Raw genomic sequence first — 20,348 nt, forward strand, 5'->3', positions numbered from 1 at the left:
TTCCGCTACAACTGGCAGCGCCCTCACATGGGCATCAACCGACAAACACCCATCAGCCGACTCCGCCTCTCCGAGGACAACCTGTTGATGCTCCACAACTAGACGATCATCCGGAGTTCTGGCTCGGACCGGCTTCTTCAAACGTCGGTGGCCGTTCCTCGGGCCGATACTCCGGATGTCGTCATAGGCTTTCGCTTCGGCGCGAGCCGGTTATGAGATGATCCTGCGGTCGGGCGATGTCCGAGACCGATGCGCACCGAGGTTTCGCGAAGGGCCCGGCTTCCGAAGGCATGAGAATTCCGAAGTGATGGAATCTCCGCGAAAGTGCAGGGGTGGGCTCCCCGAGGAAAAAATTCCAGATCGCTCAAGGGCTTGGCTTGGATCGACGATGAGCCCACTCGTTTCCGCTCCCCCGGCAGCCCGGTCCGTGAGGCTCCCTGCCGGCGATATGGCGGCCTCTGATAGCGAATTCGCGCGGGGGGGGGCTCCCCTCTGTTTCGTCGAAGCGCCGCAACCCGTGACCTCGGCCCGATCGGACTAGTTCTCATGCACACTGCCCTTGCCGGGATTTTTGATGCGACGTGTTCGTGTCGGGGAACCCAGCGGGCGGGAGAGGGCGATGCGAACGGATATCGTCGTTGTCGGGGGAGGTCTGGCCGGCTCGATGGCTGCGGCGATGCTCGGGCGTCAGGGAAGAGAGGTGATCCTCGTCGACCCAAACGCCGTCTTCCCCCCCGCGTTTCGCTGCGAGAAACTGGAACAGGGACATATCCGGATTCTCGCCAGGACGGGCATGAGCGAGGCGATCATCGCGGCCTCGACCCGTACCGAAGAGCTCTGGATCGCCCGGTCGGGGCGGATCGTCGACAAGGCTCCTTTCGACCAGTTCGGCATGCGATACGAGCATCTCGTGAACACCGTGAGGGGCGAGATTCCGCCCTCCGTCCAGGTGGTCCGGTCGATGGTCTCGAAGGTCACACAGGGGGCCGATCGTCAGCGTATCGTGCTCGCCGGCGGCGAGGCCATCGAAGCCAGGCTGACGATCCTGGCCAGCGGTACGAACTGGTCCCTGCATGAAACCTTGGGGATGGCTCCGCAACTCGTCAGCCCGCACCATTCCACCGCGGTCGGCTTCGACGTCGTGCCCGTCGGCCGAAGCGACTTCGCTTTTCCGGCGCTGCAGTACAATCCCGAGCGGCTCGGCGACGGGATGGCCTACCTGAGCCTGTTCAGGATCGGATCCGCCATGAGGGCCAATCTGTTCCTGCATCTGGAGGCGGAAAGGCCGTCCAAGATGGCGTGGCTCAAGGCCTTCCAGAGCGAGCCGGATACCGCCCTGCAGGCGCTCCTCCCCAGTCTCGCCCGCCTCATCGGCCCCTATACGGTCGCCGGACCGATCAAGATTCGTCCGACGCATCTGCACATCCTGCACCGGACGTCCGTCCCCGGTATCGTGGCGGTGGGCGACGCGTTCGCGACGCCGTGTCCCGCGACCGGAACCGGAACCCTGCGGGTGTTCACCGATATCGAACGGCTCTGCAACGTCCATGTCCCGGCATGGCTGACCCTCCCCGAGATCGATGCCGACACGATCGCGGACTTCTACCGGGACCCCGCGAAGGTCGCGTGCGACACGAACTCGGCGGCGCGAGCCCACGCTTTGCGTGCCACGACGATGAAGACCGGGATGCGCTCCAAGACGGTCCATTGGCTGCGCTTCCTGACCCGCAGGCTGCGCTGGGCTCTCCGCTCGATCGGGCAACGGGTGAGAGGCGCAAGGATGGCGTCGGCGAGCCCTAAACTGACGATCGATCCGAGCTAGAGCATCGGCCCGCAACGGGGATGCCGGTTCGGCCCGAGGGAGGGCATCCGAACCGGGACCCGGCGGCACACCCTATCGCGTCAGAGCGCTGCCGCGAGGTGCCGGGCCATGATGCAGGCCCCGCGCTCGCGGAACGTGCCGAGATGATCGCTCGGGATCTCATGGACCGGCGTTCCGGCCTGTAACCACGGGCTCCACCCGAGCGCACCGTCGAGGAAGCGGCCGGACGGCTCGTACTGGTTGCGGAAAACCATCGCCGGCCGCTGGAGAGGCTTCGGCTGATAGGCGCGGACCGAGACTTCGAGCTCGTCCGAAAGCCGCCAGAAATCGCCGTCGTCTCCCGGATGGGCGATGGCCTCGGAATCCAGCACACGTCCGGCCATCCGACGCGCATGCCGGGCGAGCCGGCTCGTGCCGAGTCGGACCATCAGCGAAGCCGGGCTCTCGGTGAGGAGGAAGCGGAGGCGAGTGAAGCTCCGCATGGTCGTGATCGACGACCGGGCCAGAAGCCGCTTCGTCCGGCCCAGTCGCCCGAGATAGCCCGGTTCCCAGGAATCGATCAGGATCAGCCTCTCGACCTGGCGCCCCTCCCATCCCAGTCGCCGTGCCGTCTCGAAGGCCAGGCTCCCCGCCTCGCAGAACCCGAGGAACGTGCAGGGGCCCTCCGGGCAGACGTGGCGGACGAGATCGAGATAGAGTTCGGCCATCTCGTCGATGGAGCGCCGTTTCCCGTCTGGGGAGGTCGCGATCCGGATGGCGTAGAAGGGCTGGTCGTCGCCGAGCTCGCGCGACAGCACGTTGTAGATGCTGGTGTGGTGGAACGCGATGATCGGCGGACGGCCGCCCTTCGGCTGGACGGCGACGATCCTGGCGCCCGTGGGCTCGGAACGGGCGGTGAGATGCCGGCAGAACTCGCGCAGGCTCGGCGCATCGAACAGGGCACCGAAACTCACCCGCAGCCCGAGTTCGACCTTGAGCCGCGAGAACATCCTGGCGGCCAGGAGCGAATGTCCGCCGAGCTCGAAGAAATGGGCCGAAGGCCCGATGTCCTCGACGTGCAGCGTCTCGGCCCAGATCCGGGCCACCCGGCTCTCGAATTCGGAGAGGTCGCTCATGCCGATGACGGGATCGATCGGACCGACGAACGGAAGCGCCTTGCGGTCGAGCTTGCCGTTAGGCGTTCGCGGAAACGATTCGAGACGGACGAAGTTGGCGGGGATCATGTAGCTGGGCAGGAAGCCGGAAAGGCGGCTCCTGAACTCGGCGGCCGAGAAGCACGGAACCGGACAGTCCGGCTCGACCACCAGATACGCCACGAGGCGAGCCTCCACCGCCGAATCGGAGAGGGCGACGACGGCCGCTTCCGCGATACCCGGTATCCGCTCGAGCGCCGTCTCGATCTCGCCGATTTCGACGCGGTATCCGCGGATCTTCACCTGCTGATCGGCTCGCCCGAGAAGCTCGAGCGTTCCATCGGTCCTCCAGCGGGCGAGGTCGCCGGTGCGGTAGAGCCGTGCGCCAGGCTGTTGGCGGAAGGGGTCCCTGAGGAAACGCTCCGCCGTGAGGTCCGGTCGGCCGTGATATCCCAGGGCCACGCCGTCACCGCCGATGGCGAGTTCACCGATGCTCCCCGGCAATGACAGGTCGCCTCGCGCATCGAGGACGTAGAAGTGGGTATTGGCGATCGGGGTACCGACGGGAATCGGCCCCTCGCTCGCGACGACGCGGTCGGCGGACGACCAGATCGTCGTCTCGGTCGGACCGTACATGTTCCACAGGTCCCCTCCCGTGGCGATCAGCCGGGTGGCGAGTTCCCGCGGCATCGGTTCCCCGCCGCAGAGCATGGTCAGACGCAGGGTTCCGGTCCAGCCCACCGCCAGCAGGATCTGCCAGGTGATGGGGGTCGCCTGAAGGACCGTCGCCGCGCTGCGCTTCAGAAGGGCGAGCAACGCGTCGCCGTCGCGGCTCGTGGCCTGCGATGCCACCACGAGCCGGGCGCCGACTACGAGCGGCAGCAGGAGCTCGAGGACGCTGATGTCGAAGGACAATGTCGTCACGCTGACGAGGACGTCGTTTTCGGTGAGGCCCGGCCGCTCGCGCATGGCCCAGAGCAGATTGACGAGGGAACCATGCCCGACCACCACGCCCTTGGGCTGCCCGGTGGAACCCGACGTGTAGATGACATAGGCGGCCGCGTTGGGGAGGGGGCCATCGATTTCGAGGGACGTCGAGGGTTGTGCGGCGATCGCGTCGCGGGATGAATCGAGGGCGAGCATGGGTACGGCGCAGGCCGGCAGGGCAGCCTGCAATCCTTGCTTGGTCAGGATCAGCGCCGCACCGCAATCGGCGATCATGAAGGCGATGCGGGCCGATGGAAACGAAGGATCGAGGGGCACGTAGGCGGCCCCGGACTTCAGCACCGCCATCACCGCGACGACCATGTCGAGGGAGCGGTCGAGAAAGATCGCCACCCGCTCTCCGGGACCGATGCCGCGGTCGCGCAGACAATGCGCGAGCCGATTGGACGCGGCATCGAGTTCCCAATAGGTGAGGGACTGCCCCTCATACGTCACCGCGATCGCGTCGGGACGCTGGCGTGCCTGGTCGGTGAACAGACCGTGAGCGCCTTTCTCGGCGGGATACGGCACCACGCTGGCGCACCAGTCGCCGCACAAGCTGCGACGCTCGACCTCGGTCAGGAGGTCGACCTGAGACAGGCGTAGATCCGGATCGTCGAGAACCCGTTCGAAGGCGAGGTGCAGGCGTGCGAGCAGATCGGCCACGCTCTGGCGCTCGAACAGGTCGGTCCGATAGTCGCAAGCGATGCACCATCCCGCGCCGCCGTCGCTCATGACGAATTCGAGTTCGAAACGCGTGCCGCCCGACGGGACGAGCCATTCGCTGATGGTGATCCCGCCGAAGCTCTCCTCCGCGAGAGTGGGAGGCCGATAGGTGAAGCTCACCGGCGACAGCGGCTCGAGCGGAAGTACGGAGCCGGCGGCGGCATGAGCGGCGGCCTTGGCCACATTCTTCCCGATGCGCAGGAGCAGTTCGGTGAAGCTCGGATCATCGGAGAGGTCGTTGCGCAGGAACAAATCCGTCTCGAACGGCCCGACGACGGACGCGAACGCCGCTTCGTCGCGATTCGCCCAATGGGTCATCACGGCGATGTCGGTCGCGTTGCTTCGCCGATGCAGGACCAGCTTGAGCGCGGCGAGGCCGAGAACGAACGGCGTCGTCCCGAGCCGGGTGCAGAGCCCCTGAAGGCTGGTCGTCAGATCCTTCCCGAGGTCCAACTCGATCCGCTCTGACTGCAGGGTAGGAGCGGGCGGGTGCGGACGATCCGCCAGGAGATCGCAGGCCACCGATCCGGCCGTGACGTCGCGCCAGTATCGCGCGTCCCCGACGGCGACGTCCGGATCGGAGGCGGACTCCCATCGGGCGATGACATCGGCATATCCAAGCGGAGGCGGCGGAAAGAGCGTCGCATCGTCTCGTACCGTGCTTTGCCCGAGCGCGTCATAGATCAGAGCGAGATCCCCGGCGATCAGGCCGAGCGAGGTATGGTCGCAGACGAGCCGGTGAGCCGTGACGAGCAGGATCGACGTGACGGCACCGATTCTGAGGAGAGTCGCCTGCAGCAGCGGCGGCGTGTCGATCCGGAGCGGAGCGTCGGCCTGCTGGCGAGCGATCTCTTCGGCTTCCGTCATGCGCTCGCACTCGGGCAGGGCGGTGAGATCGATGATGGAGATGTGGAACGGGGCCGCAGGCGCGACGGCATCGTTCGGCGGAGCCATCGCAAATCGGCTGCTCAGAACCGGATGCCGGTGCAGGATGATCCCGAACGCCTCCTCCAATCGGCCGGATTCCACGCGGCCTTCGAGGCGCCAGCCGATCGAAACGTTCTGTACGGGCATCTCCGGCCGGTCCCGATGCAGGTCGAGCAGGCGATGTTGAATCGCGGAAACGGACGATGCGATCGATCCCGGAGACCGGCTCCCGGAAGCGATCCTGTCATCGACGGCCTCGGCGTCGAGACCGGCTGCGATGCCCAAATCCATGATCGATTCTCCATCCTCTGCCTGAGCCGCCAAACGCCTCGATCGCGCAGGATCGGAGAACGCCGCGGTCACCGGCCATGTCGATGAGACGAAGACGATGACACGGGAATCGCCATTCATTCCGGTCGATTAAGGAGTATCGGCGACCACCTGTCGGTGGACAGACGGACGCTCTCTCGATGAAATCTCGTCTAACCCGCCAAGCATCAGGGGCGCCGTCGCACGATGTCTTCAACCCGCTCCTAGAGCCAAAGAGCTACTCATAAAGATGATCGGCTCACTCGATTAAGTCGCTCATCAGCCATCGTATTTCTTGAGTCGAGCAGGGGCGACGCCTCACATTTCAGGACGTGACGGAGCGGCGCTCGATAATCCCGTCGACCTCGCCAAGTCCTGTCGGGAGAGCTTCGCGATGCGCATCGCCATCATCGGATCCGGGTATGTCGGCCTCGTGTCTGGAGCCTGCCTCGCCGATTTCGGGCATAACGTGGTCTGCATCGACCGCGACGACGCCAAGATCCGCGCCCTCCAGCAAGGCGAGATCCCCATCTTCGAGCCGCTACTGGCCGATCTGGTCATCAAGAACCAGCGAGAGGACAGGCTGTCCTTCTCCACCGATCTCGGCCCGGCCGTGGCGGAGGCGGAGGTGGTCTTCATCGCCGTGGGGACGCCGGCGCGGCAACGGGATGGCCAAGCCGATCTCAGCTACGTCCATGCGGCCGTGCGCGATATCGCCATGTCGATGTCCGGCTACACGGTGGTGGTGGTCAAATCCACCGTCCCGGTGGGGACGGGCGACGGGATCGAGCGACTGATCCGCGAGGTGCGCCCGCAGGCCGATGTCTCGGTGGCGTCGAACCCCGAGTTCCTGCGTGAAGGCGCTGCCATCGGTGATTTCAAGAGGCCAGACCGCATCGTCATCGGCGTCGAGGACGATCGGGCCAGGCAGGTCATGTCCGAGGTGTACCGGCCGCTGTTCCTGAACACGTCGCCCATCGTCGTCATGTCCCGTCGCAGCGCCGAGGTGACGAAATACGCGGCCAATGCCTTCCTCGCCACCAAGATCGCTTTCATCAACGAAGTGGCGGACCTGTGCGAGCAGGCCGGTGCCGATGTCCAGGAGGTCGCGCACGGGATCGGCCTCGACAAGCGGATCGGCGGCAAGTTCCTCCATGCCGGCCCGGGCTTCGGAGGGTCGTGCTTCCCGAAGGACATGCAGGCCATGATCAAGATGGCCCAGGATCACGGAACCCCGCTGCGGATCGTGGAAACCGCGGCTGCGGTCAACGATCAGCGCAAGCGGGTGATGGCCCGCAAGATCATTCGCGCCTGTGGCGGCAGCGTACGCCACCGGACGATCGCCGTCCTCGGCCTGACCTTCAAGCCCAATACCGACGACATGCGCGATTCGCCCGCGATCGCGATCATCACCGGCCTGCAGGATGCCGGAGCGCGGATACGGGCATACGATCCCGAGGGTATGGACCAGGCTCGGACGGTGCTGGACGACGTCGCCTATTGCGGCGATGCCTATACCTGCGTGGAGGATGCTGACGCCCTCGTGATCGTCACGGAATGGGACATGTTCCGGGCCCTCGATCTCGACAAGATCCGCGGCCTGATGAGGCGGCCGGTCCTCGTTGACCTGCGCAACATCTACGGTGCCGCCGAAGCGACGAAGGCCGGCTTCGCCTATGTCTCCGTCGGCAGGGGGCGTCAGGTCCCGCCGGTTCAAGAGGGTGCCCCGATTCTCGCCCTCGTAGGGTGAGGCCGCCGGCGCCTCCCGGTCGCGACGCGGGTCTCGGCCCTCCCGCGGCATCGGCCATTTCTCGAAAAGCGCTTCCTTCAGGCCGCTGATCGAGGGGCCGCCACGGACGTCGGACAGCATCTCCGAGCGGTGCCCGCAGGTGATGTCCCGCTTACTGCGGCGCCTTGGCGAAATGCGTGGGCTTGGCGAGGTGCGTGGGCTTGGCGAGGTGCATGCGCCGCCATTCCGTCGGCGACATTCCGGTCCAGCGCCGGAACGCCACCACGATGGCACTCGGCTCGCGGTAGCCGAGAAGCCAGGAGATCTCGGAGATCGGCAGCGTCCGCACCTTAATGTAGTGCAGTGCCAGATCGGCTCTGAGTTCGTCGAGGATGCGGCTGAAGGTCTTGTCCTCCTCGCTCAACCGGCGCGAAAGCGTGCGCGTGCTCATCCCGAGATCCTTGGCGATGGCCTCCGTCGTCACGGTCCCGTGGGGCAGCCGCGGTGTCATCGCCTTGATGACCCGCGCCCGCAGGGAACTCGTATCGCCACCATTCTCCGCCACCACCCGCTCGAAATGCTCGACAAGATAGGCATGCAAGTAGGGATCGAAGCTCGCCAGCCTGACATCGGCGAGCTGCGGCTCGAAATCGATCTTGTCTTCCGGTGCCCCGAACGCGATTTCTACGCGGAATTCGGTCTCCATCTCCGATTCCGCGGTGGGATCCAGTGCAGGCCGAGAGAGGCTGGCACCGATCGGCATGGTCTCCGGGGCAACAAGCGACCGGACGAGCCGCAGCAGGGTCACGAGCCAGAATTCGGAAAGCGTCTTCCGGGCCTGTTCCGAGGCGCCTCCGGTATCCACGGCCACCGTCAGGGCCACGTCGGAAAGCCGGCACGAGCCACGAAGGGACGGATCTTCCGCGGGCACGAAACGCTCGAAACAGGCGAGTGCTTCTCCGGCGGTTTCGGATGAAGCCAACAGGTAGAAGAACAGCCCCAGACGGCGCAGGTCGTAATCACGGGCGACATGGAAGCCGAGGGCAACGTCGTGGAGTGCCTCCGCCGCGGCGCTCAGGAACGCGACCTGCCGGTCGCTCTCCCGGACGGCTTTCAAGGGAGGCTCAACCGGAAGGGCCGCCTGCTGCAGAAGCGGCTCCGGATCGAGGCCGGCCCGGACCAGCCGCTCGACCGTCAATGCAACCATCGGGCTCGACCCGCCGGAAGGTGATTCGGAAGGGGAGCCGGAGGGAACCATGTTTCCCCTTTGGATCGGCGGGATGACGGATTGGCGCCCCAGGCCAAGGCGGCGGCGACCGACCGCAATTGCCTCGTTCAAAACTGCGTAGACGCGGCGAGTCGCGCCGAGTGTCTGGCGAGCTATGACAAGACGGCGGCGGTCAATCGATAGTAGTCAATGGCCAAGCCGCCACCGCGTTTCATCGATCTAGATGACAACTAACAGAATATTGAATGCAACTTAAATAAAATCTAAATACAGGCGGCTCCGACGTCAATGGAAACGATACTCTCGCGAGGAGCGAAATAGTGGCATCATCGAAATTCGGTATTACCACGACCGTCAGACCCGCCGACGCGATCAGCGTCGCCCCCGGTGACGATCTCCAGGCTCTCGTCGATTCCTCTCCCGCAGGATCGACCTTCTGGATCGAGGCCGGCACACATCGTATGCAGTCGATCATCCCGAAGGACGGCGATCATTTCATCGGTGAGAAAGGTGCGGTGCTGAGCGGCGCGACCCAGATCACCCAGTTCACGCGGGAAGGCGGCCACTGGGTCGCCAGCGGCCAGAGCCAGGAGGGCGAGCGACGCGCCACGGATCAAGGCCTTCCCGGAGCTGAGCGCGCCGGCTACCCGGAGACCTTCTTCATCGACGACAAGCCGCTGACCCCCGTCGATGCCCTGTCGAAACTAGCTCCCGGCAAGTTCTACTTCGACTATGCTCAGGACAAGATCTACTTCGACAACGACCCGTCAGGCCATAAGGTGGAAGCCGGCGTCAGCCCGTTCGCCTTCAGCGGTTCAGCCAAGAACGTCACGATCGAGAACCTCGTCGTCGAGAAATACAACAGCCCGACCCAGTACGGCGCCATCGGCGGCCACTCCGAGGCAGAGGGCTGGACCGTGCAGCACAACGAGGTCCGACTGAACTACGGCGCCGGCGTGTTCGTGGGCGACAACAGTCAGATCAAGAACAATTACGTCCACGACAACGGGGAACTCGGCCTAGGCGGCAGCGGCGACAATATCCGCGTCGCCGACAACGAGATCGCCCATAACGGCTATTTTTCCGGCATCAATCCCAACTGGGAAGGCGGCGGAACCAAATTCTCCGTGACGGACAACTTGGTCGTCGAGAGAAACTACTCCCACGACAACAAGGGATATGGTCTCTGGACGGATATCGACAACATCAACACCGTCTATGACGGCAACACCGTCGCGAACAATTCGGGCGGCGGGATCAGCCACGAGATCAGCTACGACGCCATCATCCGCAACAACCTGATCACGAACAACGGGAATGATTCGGACGGCTGGCTCTGGGGCGCCGGCATCCAGATCCAGAACTCGAGCGGCGTCAAGGTCTACAACAACCACGTCGAATCATCGAACGGCGGCAATGCCATCAGCCTGATCCAGCAGGATCGCGGCTCGGGCGCCTATGGCGAGCACAGCACGACCGACAACAGCGTGACCGACAATGTCATCGTCACGGGAACGCCCAAGGAGGGTGCTTCCGGCGCAGTGGCCGATTTCAATCCCTCAGGGCTCCTCAACGGCAATAACACGTTCGACAACAACGAGTACCACGTGACGAATACGTCGGACGCGCATTGGGCCTGGAACAACACGCTGGATTGGGACGCTTATCGTCAGGCTTCGGGGCAGGATGCCCACAGCACCGTCTCGACCACGATTCCCGATTCTCTGGCATTGCCGGTCGGCGCCGCGCCAGTCGTGCCCGAAAGTCCGGTGACACCCGAGAGCCCGGTCGTACCGGATCCGGTCAGCCAGCCCGCGCCCACGGAGCCGGCCACTCCCGAACCGGTCGTCCCCGGACCCGTGACCGCCAAGCCGCCGGCGCCGGAACCGTCGACACCTGTCGTCGAAACCCCCATCGCTCCGACGGCCCCCGTCGTTCCGGAGACGCCAACTCCAGTAACACCAGTGCCCGTGGCGACCGCTCCAGACCCGTCCACCGGGCCCGATCCCATGGGGGGCGGGCATTCGGGCTCATGGGCGGGACATCATTGGAACCCGGACGAGGTCGGCCACCACCTCAAGAACCTGTTCGAATCCTATGCCGACCTCGCAGATAAGGGCTTTGGCAACGAGAAGCACCCCACGATCGACGCAGCCGCTCTCCACGATCTCGGAAAGGTCCCGTGCGGCCATTGGGCCGAGATGTCCGGTCTGCTGAGCTAGGTCGCTTCCGTCCCGGTTGATGCCGGCGCAGCATCGAGGACCGCACGACCGATAGTCCGAAGCCGTGCCCGCCCAAGAGGGATGGGGCACGGCTTCGCGTCCGGCCGAAGGACATCTTCACGGCACCCGCCATGCCTACTTCGACGGCGATCCCATCAGCGCGGGATCGCCGTCGCTCCCATCCCATCACGTCCGGTCGTTGTTCGCGTCCCCGCGCTTGCCTCTCGATTCGCCGACGGGGCGCCTCACGACTGCGTCGACCGTCTCCGGGAGTCCGCCTCGTTGCAGATCAAGACAGATCCATCGCCTTCCAAGACCGAAGCCTCCGAACTCACCGCCGCCCTCGCTCCCTGTCGCTGGGCTCTGATTAGCCTCGGGGTCGTCAGCGGTCTCGTGAACCTCCTCTACCTCACTGGCTCGTTCTTCATGCTCGAAGTCTACGACCGAGTGATCCCGAGCCGCAGCATCCCGACCCTGGTCGGTCTCTGCCTGATCGCCCTCGCGCTCTATGTCTTTCAGGGCGGCCTGGAGATCCTGCGTTCCCGCGCTCTCGGCCGAATCGGTTCCGCCCTCGAAGAGGCGATCGGCCCCCGTGTCTTCGATACCGTGGTGCGGGCGCCGTTGAAGGGCACGATGCCGGGCGACGGGCTTCTTCCGGTGCGCGACCTCGATGCCCTGCGCGCCTTCCTCAGCGGGCCGGCCCCCGGTGCCCTGTTCGACCTTCCGTGGATGCCGTTCTACCTGGCGATCTGTTTCTTGTTTCACCCTCTGATCGGCGTGGCGGCGCTGTTCGGCGGGGTCGTGCTCCTGACGCTGACCGTGCTGAACGATCGGTTGACCCGATCGCATTCCCAGGCAGCGACGGGATTTGCCCTGTCCCGCAACGGGCTTGCCGAATCCGGCCGCCGCAATGCGGCCGTCCTGGCCTCGATGGGCATGCAGGAGGCCTTTACCGTGCGGTGGGCCGAGGCGAGCGCCAGCTACCTGCGAACGCAGGCGCGCGTGGCCGATGTGGCGGTCGGGTTCGGCGCCGCCTCCAAGGTGTTTCGGCTGGCGCTCCAATCGGGTGTGCTAGCGCTCGGTGCCTATCTCGTCATCAACGGTCAGGCCTCTTCCGGCGTCATCATCGCCAGCTCCATCCTGGTCTCGCGAGCGCTGGCACCGGCGGAGCTCGCGATCGCCAACTGGCGCGGCTTCGTCGCCGCCCGGCAGAGCTGGCACCGGCTCGACATCCTCTTTTCCGCCCTGCCTCCCGTCCCGAGCCCCCATCCCCTGCCGGCCCCGCATCTCAGCTTGAGCCTCGACGCCCTGTGCCTCACCCCGCCGGCCTCGGGGCGCGTCGTGGTCCATGAGGTCGGTTTCACCCTGATGGCGGGCGAGGCCCTGGGGGTCGTCGGCGCCAGCGCCTCCGGCAAGTCGTCCCTGGTCAAGGCGATCGTGGGCGTTTGGAGCCCGATCAAGGGTACCGTCCGTCTCGACGGTGCGTCCCTCGACCAATGGGCGAAGACTGCCCTCGGCCGCCATATCGGCTACCTGCCTCAGGAAGTTGAGTTGTTTCCCGGTCCCATCGCCAGGAACATCGCGCGTTTCGAGGCCGATGCCTCCCCCGAGGCGGTGATCGAAGCGGCGAAGGCCGCCGGCTATCACGAGGCCATCCTGCGCCTGCCGGACGGCTACGACACCGTCATCGGCGAAGGCGGAGCCGGATTGTCGTCCGGCCAGCGCCAGCGCGTCGGACTCGCGCGAGCCCTGTATCGCAACCCCTTCCTCATCGTCCTCGACGAGCCCAATGCCAATCTCGACGCCGATGGCGAGACCGCCTTGGCCGAAGCGATGCTCGGAGTGCGCCAGCGTGGCGGCATCGTGATCGTCGTGGCGCACCGGCCCAACGTGCTGGCGACGGTCGACCTGATCCTCACGCTCTCGGAGGGGCGGTGCATCGATTTCGGTCCCAAGGACGAAGTCTTGAAGCGCATGCTGCGGCCGGCCGCGGTCGCCGGCAATCAGCCGCCCGCCGGCGCATCGCCGATCCTTCTGCGGAGGGCCAGCGCATGATCGCGGGTTTTGATCCCCGGAGCTGGGCGTGGAACGACCAGTGGGAGCGTCTCGCCCACTGGCGACGGGCCGCGATCTGGTTTCTGAAGGCCGGCAATCCCGCCGACCTCGCCTCGGATGCGGATTCCGCGAGCCCGGCCACGGCCTCACTGCACCGTCAGATCAGGGCGGCACTCGCGTTGAGCGCCCTGCTCGTCTTCGGCGTCGGCGGATGGGCCGGCATGACCTTGCTTTCCGGTGCGGTGATCGCACCAGGGCAGCTCGTCGTGGAATCGGAACTGAAGAAGATCCAGCATCCCGTCGGCGGCGTCGTCGGCGCTCTCCTAGTCAAGGAGGGCGACCGGGTGAAGGCCGGACAAGTCCTGGTGCGCCTCGACGACACCCAGATTCGCGCCAATTTCGACATCGTCGTCAAGGCCCTCGACGAACTGACCGCCCGCGGGGTGCGGGACGAGGCCGAGCGCCGCGGTTCCGAGCATCTCGAATTCCCGGCCGACTTCCTGGCAAGGGCCGTGACCGACCGTAACGTCCGTCACTTGGTGGAGGGAGAGACCGCCTACTTCAGGATCCGCCTCGCCGCGCGCAACGGACAGAAAGCCCAACTGGCCGAGCGGATCGCCCAGCTTCGCCAGGAGATCGTCGGCCTGATCAATCAGGCCACTGCGAAAGACCGCGAGATGGCGTTGATCGAGACGGAATTGCAGGGCTTGCGCGAACTGCGTCAGAAGAACCTCGTACCGGTCTCGCGGGTCACGGCTCTGGAGCGGGAGGCTGCACGGCTGGAAGGCGAGCGTGGGCAGTTGCTGGCCTCCACGGCTCAGGGGCGGGGAAAGATAAGCGAGACCGAACTGCAGATCATCCAGATCGATCAGGACATGCGTTCCGAGGTCGCAAAGGACCTGGCCGAGGTCCGCGCCAGGACATCGGAGATGGTGGAGAAGCGGATCGTGGCGGAGGACCAGCTCCGTCGTATCGATCTGCGCTCGCCCCAAAACGGTACCGTACACCAGATGAGCGTGCACACCGTGGGAGGCCTCATCACCCCGAGCGAACCAGCGATGCTGATCGTGCCCGAGGCGGACCAGCTCGCCGTCGAGGTCAGGATTCAGCCGCAGGACATCGACCACGTCCATCCTGGCCAAGCGACGGGCCTGCGCTTCTCGGCCTTCAACCAGCGCACCACACCGGAGATCGACGGCGTCGTCGTCCGCGTGTCGCCCGACGTGACCCAGGATCAGAAGACCGGGTTCGCCTTCTACCGGGCCAGGATCGCGATCTCGGAGAGCGAGCGGACACGCCTCGGCGGCGTCGCCCTGCTTCCCGGGATGCCAGTGGAGACCTTCATCAAGACGACCGAGCGCACGGTCTTCTCCTATCTCACGAAGCCGCTCACCGACCAGATCGCAAAAGCCTGGCGCGAGCAGTGATGTCGCGAGCCCGGAGCATCGGCACTTCTCCGAGTGCCTGCGCTTCAGGCGAGGATCGTGGACTGGAAACCGAAATCGAGCACGTCGCCGACGGGATTTCGCCGGATCATCGCATCGTTGGCGTGCCCGTTGGTCTTCATCGGCGCGTTGGCCGTGTCCTGCCCGTCGGCCAGATGACCCAGGGCCCAGATCGCCGCCTGGGTGCGGTTCTTGACGTGAATCTTGCGCAGGATCGTCTTGACGTGGACCTTCACTGTGGCCTCGGCGATGTGCAGCCGGAACGCGATGATCTTGTTGGCCTCGCCCTGCACCAGGCATTTGAGGATGGCGAGTTCTTGCACGGACAGCTGCGGCCCGCAGTTTCCGTGCGTGACGGCGGGCCGGACCTGCTCGATCGGTCGTGAGGTCGTCAGGGAAATCACCGCGTCGATCCGCTGCGGCAACGTCGGCGTCAGGGAAGCTGGCGGAATGACACGCTCTCCCAGCAGCACCAGTTCCAGCGACTTTATGAAAGCGTCGGCGTTGATGCTCCGCAGCAGGATGCCGTCCGCACCCGCTCGAAGGAGATCGACGACTTCGTCCGTGCGGTAGCTTTCGCCGATGCAGACGACCTGGCTCCCGGCATATTTGCATTTCAGTTTCGTCACGTCGGATCTGGACAGGTCGGAACTCCCCTCCGTCCACAGGACGAAGATGGCCGGGGTTTTTCCCCTGTCGGTCGCGACCCCAAGGCTGGAGACGTTGTCCGTCCTCATCACCACCTGAAAACGGGTCGGCGCGAGGATGCGTTCGAGACCTTCGCGGAACAGGATGTTGGGCTCGATCAGAGCAGTGGCGACGGAAGGTCCGGGACGCCTGTTCCGCGCCCCCCGAGCCTTCAAGGCGGACCCTCGGACGGTTTTCAATCGGGCACCCATCGTCTGTCCTTTCGGCAAGGCACGGCAATAAGCTGCACTTTAAATCAGCGAATACGATCGAAGTCGGTTCTTTTGGTGAGCACTCCTTATGGATTAGGAAGAATTCCGCCGCCTCTTTCGTCAATGATCATCGTGTGTCCTTGTGTGGCCTCATCTCTTCGTCGAGATGGGCCAGAGGCGGCATCGCTCCCGCAGTGCCGTCTACAAACGCAGCGACGTGCCCCGTCGTCGTCCGTTTGGACCGGCAATCCCCGCAACCGCCTCATCCGTCGGGAGTATCCGTGCCTCTCCTTTTGAGCCCGCCGGCGTCACCACGGGCCGTGCAAATCTTGCGCGGGCGGCCGTGCTTCGGTCCGCACGGGCTTGAACGGGGATGAATTCGGATGAGTCTCGCGGCCCGACGATCCCACGCCGATGCGGACGCATCCATCGGTTTCAACGACCGCTACCTGTACGCTCTCTGTCTCGGACTTTTCGGCTACGCGATCCTCGGCAAGGGCTTCGCCTATCTCGGCGTGCCGCCCCTCTTCGTCGGCGAGATTCTGCTGAGTCTCGGAATCGTCGCGCTGATGCGATCGGGCTGCTGGGTCGCGATTCTGGTCCCGTTGCAGTCTCAGCTCCTTGCAATCCTGATGCTTTGGGTGGTGGTGCGGACGGTTCCGTATCTGTCCGAACTCGGCCTCGATGCCGTTCGCGACAGCATGATCGTGCTCTACGGCCTGTTCGCCTTCATTGTCGCCGCTCTTCTGGTGGAACGGCCGCACCGGCTTTCCCTCGTGGTGAGTCGCTATTCGCGCCTCGCCTGGCTCTACGGTCTGCTCGGCGGCCCGCTCTTCGTGCTGACCAGAATGGCAGGCGACGGCATGCCGGTCTGGCCCGGCTTGGGAACGCAGATCCTGCAGATCCGCCCCGGCGAGGCCGCCGTTCATGTCGCAGGAGCGGCGATCTTCGTCCTGCTCGGGATGCGCCGGGTCGGCCTTCCCTGGGTGGCGGGATTGCTGCTCGGCATCGGTCTCGTCACACCGAGCCGCGGCGGTATGCTGGCCTGCCTGGTGCCGCTGCTCTTTGCCGCCATCATCGGGCGGAAGCTCTCGCGCATCATCCCTGCCGTGGCCCTCGCCGTGGCGATCTTCGGCAGCCTGACCGCCATCGGCGTCGATTTCACACCGCCGGGGGTCGAACGTTCCGCCGGGCCCGCCCAGATCATCGATAACATCGAGAGCATCCTTGGAACCAGCAAGGCCTACAACCTCGATGATACCAAGACTTGGCGTCTGCGCTGGTGGCAGAAGATCCAGGACTATACCGTGCATGGCCCCTATTTTTGGACCGGCAAGGGCTTCGGGATCAATCTGGCCGTCGATGACGATTCGGTCGTCGGCGATGGCAACGGACCGGCCCTGCGAAGTCCGCACAACGCCAATATGACGATATTGGCGCGGTCCGGCGTGCCCGGTCTCGTGCTGTGGGCGACGATCGGAGCGACGTGGTTCGCGAGGTTGATGCGCGACGTCCTTCAAGCTCGGCGGGATGGCGATGTCGCTTGGTCGAATCTCCTTCTCTGGATCGTCAGCTATGCCTCCGCCATCGTGATCGACGCGTCCTTCGACGTGGCGCTCGAGGGACCGATGCTGGGCATCTGGTTCTGGTGTCTGTTCGGTTTCGGCCTCGGCGCCTCGATGATCTACCGGGTTTCACCCCGCGCCCCTTGCCCGTTCCCCTTCCCGGCCGCTCAGGAGCACCGCCCGGCGTTCCCGTCCCGCGGGCCGGTCAGCCAGTCTCCTTCCCCGGCCATGAGCCCGCACGCGCCGGGAGGGGTGTCATGAAGGCAGATGGAGCAGGAGCCGGCGGCGCGTCGCGGCCTCGTATGTCCGGAAGGCGTCTCCCATGCCACCAGGCCCGGAGAACGGGCCCCCGGGCTGTCGTGCTCTCCGTGGCCTGCTTGCTGTCCGGACCCGCCTCGTCGGACAATCCGAACACCGGTTCCCGCGCCGGCCCTTCGGCGGCCCGATGTCCCGATGGCGCCATTCAGATCGAGGTGGGCCAAACCATCCAGGCCATCGTTGAGCAGGCAAAGCCGGGCTCCGCATTCTGCATCAAGTCCGGAACCCATCGCCTCCAGGTGATCTCGCCGAAGGCCGATCAGCGCTTCCATGGCGAGGCCGGGGCGACCCTCAGCGGAGCACGCCGTGTCACCGTGTTCGAGCGCCAGGGACCCTACTGGGTCGCTCCAGGCCAGAGGCAGATGGGGGTCAGGCACGGGACATGCCTGGCGGGACGTGAAACCTGCGTACTGGCCGCGGGATTCTTCATCGACGACAAGCCCTTGCGCCAAGTGGCGAGCCTTGCCGACCTTACCGAAGGGACCTTCGTCTTCGACCATTCCGGCGAGCGGATCGTATTCGCCGACGACCCGACAGGGCACGTGGTCGAAGCGAGCGTCGCGCGCTACGCCTTCCGCAGTGCCGCGCCGAACGTGCGGATCGACAACCTACGGATCGAAAAATACTATTCTCCGGCTCAGGAAGGCGCGATCCAGGGGCGCAGCGCCCATGGCTGGCGCGTCCGGCATTCGGATGTCCGCCTCAACAGCGGAGCAGGCATCTCCATCGGCAGCGGCGGCTCGGTCGTCGCCTCCCGCATTCACCATAACGGGCAGCTCGGAGTGACCGGCGCCGGTACCGGGCTCGTCGTCGAGGCCAACGCGATCTACGCCAACAACCTGTCCGGCTTCGACCCCGGCTGGGAGGCGGGCGGCGTCAAGATCGCCTCGGCCGACGGAGTCGTCATGCGCGGTAACGAGGTCTACGACAATCATGGCCCCGGCCTCTGGTGCGACATGGAGTGTCGCAACGTCACCATCGACGCTAACATCGTGGAGGAGAACGATGGCGCCGGCATCTTCCACGAGATTTCCGGGAATGCGGTGATCCGCAACAATGTCCTGCACCGAAACGGACGCGTTCCGGCCGGCTGGGTCTGGGGAGCCGACATCCAGGTCGCGGCCTCACGCGACGTCGAGGTCGTGGGCAACAGGATCACGGTCAGGCGAGGCGGCGCCGGGATCATGCTGATCGACCAGAGCCGCCGGACCGATACGGGTGGGATCTACCGGACGGAGAACAATCATATCCACGACAATACCCTTGTCTTCGAAGGCCGCGGCCGGGCCGGCGGCGCATCCGATGCGCCAGCGGAGGCCCCGAACGCGCGGATCATCGAGACCGGCAACAATCGCTTCGAGCGCAATCGCTACCTCTCTCTTCCGGGCTCTCCCCCGAGCTTTACCTGGGGGCGCAGGGACATGGATTTCGCCGCTTTTCAGGCCCTCGGCCAGGACGCCTCCGGCACATTGCGCTCGGACATCACCCGATCTCCGGAGACGTCTTCGGCACCGTCCCTGGTCACGCGTGACGTGGAATCGCGCACCGGGCCGGAGTAATACCAAGCCTCGATGAGTGTGACTCATCGAGGCTTGCCCGAGCATCGTGCGCGAGACCCGTTACATCAGCGGCCGATCTCACCGACCTCGTTGCCGACCCTGCCGAGACGCATCATCACCATACCGCCCAGCGCCAGTCGCAGGATCGCGGAGATGAGAAGTGCCGAGCACGCGCCGTCGACCCCGTAGGCTAGGGTCAGCGGCAGGGCGAGGGAGGCGGACATCGCCATCCCGGCCGCATTGATCGCCAGAGCCCATTGCGGGGCGTCGATCCCATGCAGGAACGAGCAGATCATCTCGGTCGGATAGCCGATGATGAACGCCAGGGCGAGGATCCGGACCGGCAGTTCGAGGGCGAGATAGGGCGATCCCGCTCCGTAGAAGGTCTGGAGCAGCAGGCTCGGCGCGAACAGGGCGATTCCGTAGAGGATAAGGGCGACCGGGGCGCCGAGGAGGGCACAGGTCCAGACGGCGCGCCAGCCGTGGGGATGGGGCGAGCGCACCGCCCGTGCGGCCAGTTGCGGGATGATGTTGCACAGGCCCAGGATCACCGGATTGGCGAGGTTCAAGGTATTGAGCACGGCCTGGAACGAAGCCGTCGCCAGCGCACCGTAGAGATAGGCCAGGATCCAGATCAACAATTGTACGCGCGTGACCCACAGCACGTTGTTGGCCAGCGAACACCGACCGATCCGCCAGTAATCGGCGGCGATCTCGCGCAGGTTGCCGACGGGCCCGAGCCGGAGCCCGAGCTGCCTCGCCTGAAGAATCGCCGCCGCCGCCGAAGTGAGCGCCATAGTGTAGAGGATCGTCTCGATCGTGATGGCCTGCTGCGACCAGATCATCATCGCGACGAGGAAGGTCTGGCCGCCATAGCTGATGGCATCGCCGATGATGGCGCCACCATGGCGCATGTCGGCGAACAACGCCCGCCGACAATGCTCCTGGGCTTGCCAACTGAGAAAGTACAGGATCGAAGGCAGGATGAGGTCGAGCCGTCCGGTGGCGACATTGACGAGGGCGAGGATCGCACAGAGCGGCCCGCAGAGGGCCGCGACGATCACGAGGCTCGCGCGCACGAGTATCTCGGTTCGCGCGGGCTCCGCCACGCTGCATCGCACCGCCATCGGGTAGAAGACGAGAGTCGCGTTTACGATCTGAAGCACGAACAACGTGCCGAACAGGAGAGCGAAAGCGCCGTACTCGGCGGGAACGAGAACCCGCGCCAGCATGATTCCGAGGATGAAGGTCCCCAGGCTGACGATGGCCTGATCGACGAGCGGGGAGACGGCCTGGGACTCGCGAACCCGCAAAAGAATCAAATCGATCCGTCGACGCCGAAGAGGAAAATAGCTGAGCCCCATCGGCCAAGTCGACGCGAGGCGGAGCCTTCCGCTCCAGGTCGCTGCCGGTCGATCACTGCCTGA

General features: G+C 65.3%; 11 protein-coding genes and 1 pseudogene. 8 read left to right on the forward strand and 4 right to left on the reverse strand.

What is annotated here, in order from left to right; genetic code table 11:
* Together ACFQ4G_RS17460 and ACFQ4G_RS17465 are read left to right on the forward strand one after the other, a co-directional pair.
* Positions 1 to 102 (forward strand): annotated as a pseudogene (locus tag ACFQ4G_RS17460) (IS481 family transposase); the annotation flags it as partial.
* A gap of 517 nt (positions 103 to 619) precedes the next feature.
* Positions 620 to 1,822, forward strand: coding sequence for an FAD-dependent oxidoreductase (locus tag ACFQ4G_RS17465; RefSeq protein ID WP_238208084.1), 1,203 nt, complete (start codon positions 620 to 622; stop codon positions 1,820 to 1,822).
* An 80-nt stretch (positions 1,823 to 1,902) separates the two neighbouring features.
* Here ACFQ4G_RS17465 and ACFQ4G_RS17470 read toward each other — a convergent pair whose 3' ends face one another.
* A complete protein-coding gene (locus ACFQ4G_RS17470) occupies positions 1,903 to 5,883 on the reverse strand; it encodes a non-ribosomal peptide synthetase (RefSeq protein WP_238208085.1) in 3,981 nt (1,326 codons plus the stop codon).
* Positions 5,884 to 6,295: 412 nt separating this feature from the next.
* Here ACFQ4G_RS17470 and ACFQ4G_RS17475 point away from each other — a divergent pair, with 412 nt between their 5' ends.
* Complete coding sequence (locus tag ACFQ4G_RS17475) at positions 6,296 to 7,651, forward strand: UDP-glucose dehydrogenase family protein (RefSeq protein WP_238208086.1); 1,356 nt, start codon at positions 6,296 to 6,298, stop codon at positions 7,649 to 7,651.
* 151 nt (positions 7,652 to 7,802) lie between these two features.
* On the opposite strand, the gene ACFQ4G_RS17480 is transcribed toward ACFQ4G_RS17475, so the two are convergent.
* Positions 7,803 to 8,837, reverse strand: coding sequence for an AraC family transcriptional regulator (locus tag ACFQ4G_RS17480; RefSeq protein ID WP_238208088.1), 1,035 nt, complete (start codon positions 8,835 to 8,837; stop codon positions 7,803 to 7,805).
* Positions 8,838 to 9,178: 341 nt separating this feature from the next.
* Between ACFQ4G_RS17480 and ACFQ4G_RS17485 the strand changes: the two genes are divergently transcribed.
* The 3 genes from ACFQ4G_RS17485 (at position 9,179) to ACFQ4G_RS17495 (ending at position 14,562) form a co-directional block, all read left to right on the forward strand.
* Positions 9,179 to 11,080: a right-handed parallel beta-helix repeat-containing protein gene (locus ACFQ4G_RS17485; RefSeq protein WP_238208090.1), complete on the forward strand. Its 1,902-nt coding sequence runs from the start codon at positions 9,179 to 9,181 to the stop codon at positions 11,078 to 11,080.
* A 282-nt stretch (positions 11,081 to 11,362) separates the two neighbouring features.
* On the forward strand, positions 11,363 to 13,135 hold the full coding sequence (locus ACFQ4G_RS17490; RefSeq protein ID WP_238208092.1) for a type I secretion system permease/ATPase: 1,773 nt from the start codon (positions 11,363 to 11,365) through the stop codon (positions 13,133 to 13,135).
* A complete protein-coding gene (locus ACFQ4G_RS17495) occupies positions 13,132 to 14,562 on the forward strand; it encodes an HlyD family type I secretion periplasmic adaptor subunit (protein WP_238208094.1) in 1,431 nt (476 codons plus the stop codon). Before ACFQ4G_RS17490 ends, ACFQ4G_RS17495 begins: the two co-directional genes overlap by 4 nt.
* A gap of 44 nt (positions 14,563 to 14,606) precedes the next feature.
* Here the strand turns inward: ACFQ4G_RS17495 and ACFQ4G_RS17500 are convergent, their stop codons facing one another.
* Positions 14,607 to 15,443 (reverse strand): LuxR C-terminal-related transcriptional regulator, encoded by an 837-nt coding sequence (locus ACFQ4G_RS17500; RefSeq protein ID WP_238208095.1) that lies wholly within the window; start codon positions 15,441 to 15,443, stop codon positions 14,607 to 14,609.
* A gap of 419 nt (positions 15,444 to 15,862) precedes the next feature.
* Here ACFQ4G_RS17500 and ACFQ4G_RS17505 point away from each other — a divergent pair, with 419 nt between their 5' ends.
* Together ACFQ4G_RS17505 and ACFQ4G_RS17510 are read left to right on the forward strand one after the other, a co-directional pair.
* Positions 15,863 to 17,305: an O-antigen ligase family protein gene (locus ACFQ4G_RS17505; RefSeq protein WP_238208096.1), complete on the forward strand. Its 1,443-nt coding sequence runs from the start codon at positions 15,863 to 15,865 to the stop codon at positions 17,303 to 17,305.
* Between the two features lie 212 nt (positions 17,306 to 17,517).
* The gene (locus tag ACFQ4G_RS17510) at positions 17,518 to 18,921 is read left to right on the forward strand and encodes a right-handed parallel beta-helix repeat-containing protein (protein ID WP_238208097.1); all 1,404 of its coding nucleotides are present in this window, start codon (positions 17,518 to 17,520) and stop codon (positions 18,919 to 18,921) included.
* 65 nt (positions 18,922 to 18,986) lie between these two features.
* Here ACFQ4G_RS17510 and ACFQ4G_RS17515 read toward each other — a convergent pair whose 3' ends face one another.
* Positions 18,987 to 20,234, reverse strand: a complete 1,248-nt coding sequence (locus tag ACFQ4G_RS17515) for a hypothetical protein (protein ID WP_238208098.1) — start codon at positions 20,232 to 20,234, stop codon at positions 18,987 to 18,989.
* Positions 20,235 to 20,348: the final 114 nt, after the last annotated feature.

It is taken from the genome of Methylobacterium marchantiae, assembly GCF_042679825.1.
GTDB classification, from domain to species: domain Bacteria; phylum Pseudomonadota; class Alphaproteobacteria; order Rhizobiales; family Beijerinckiaceae; genus Methylobacterium; species Methylobacterium marchantiae.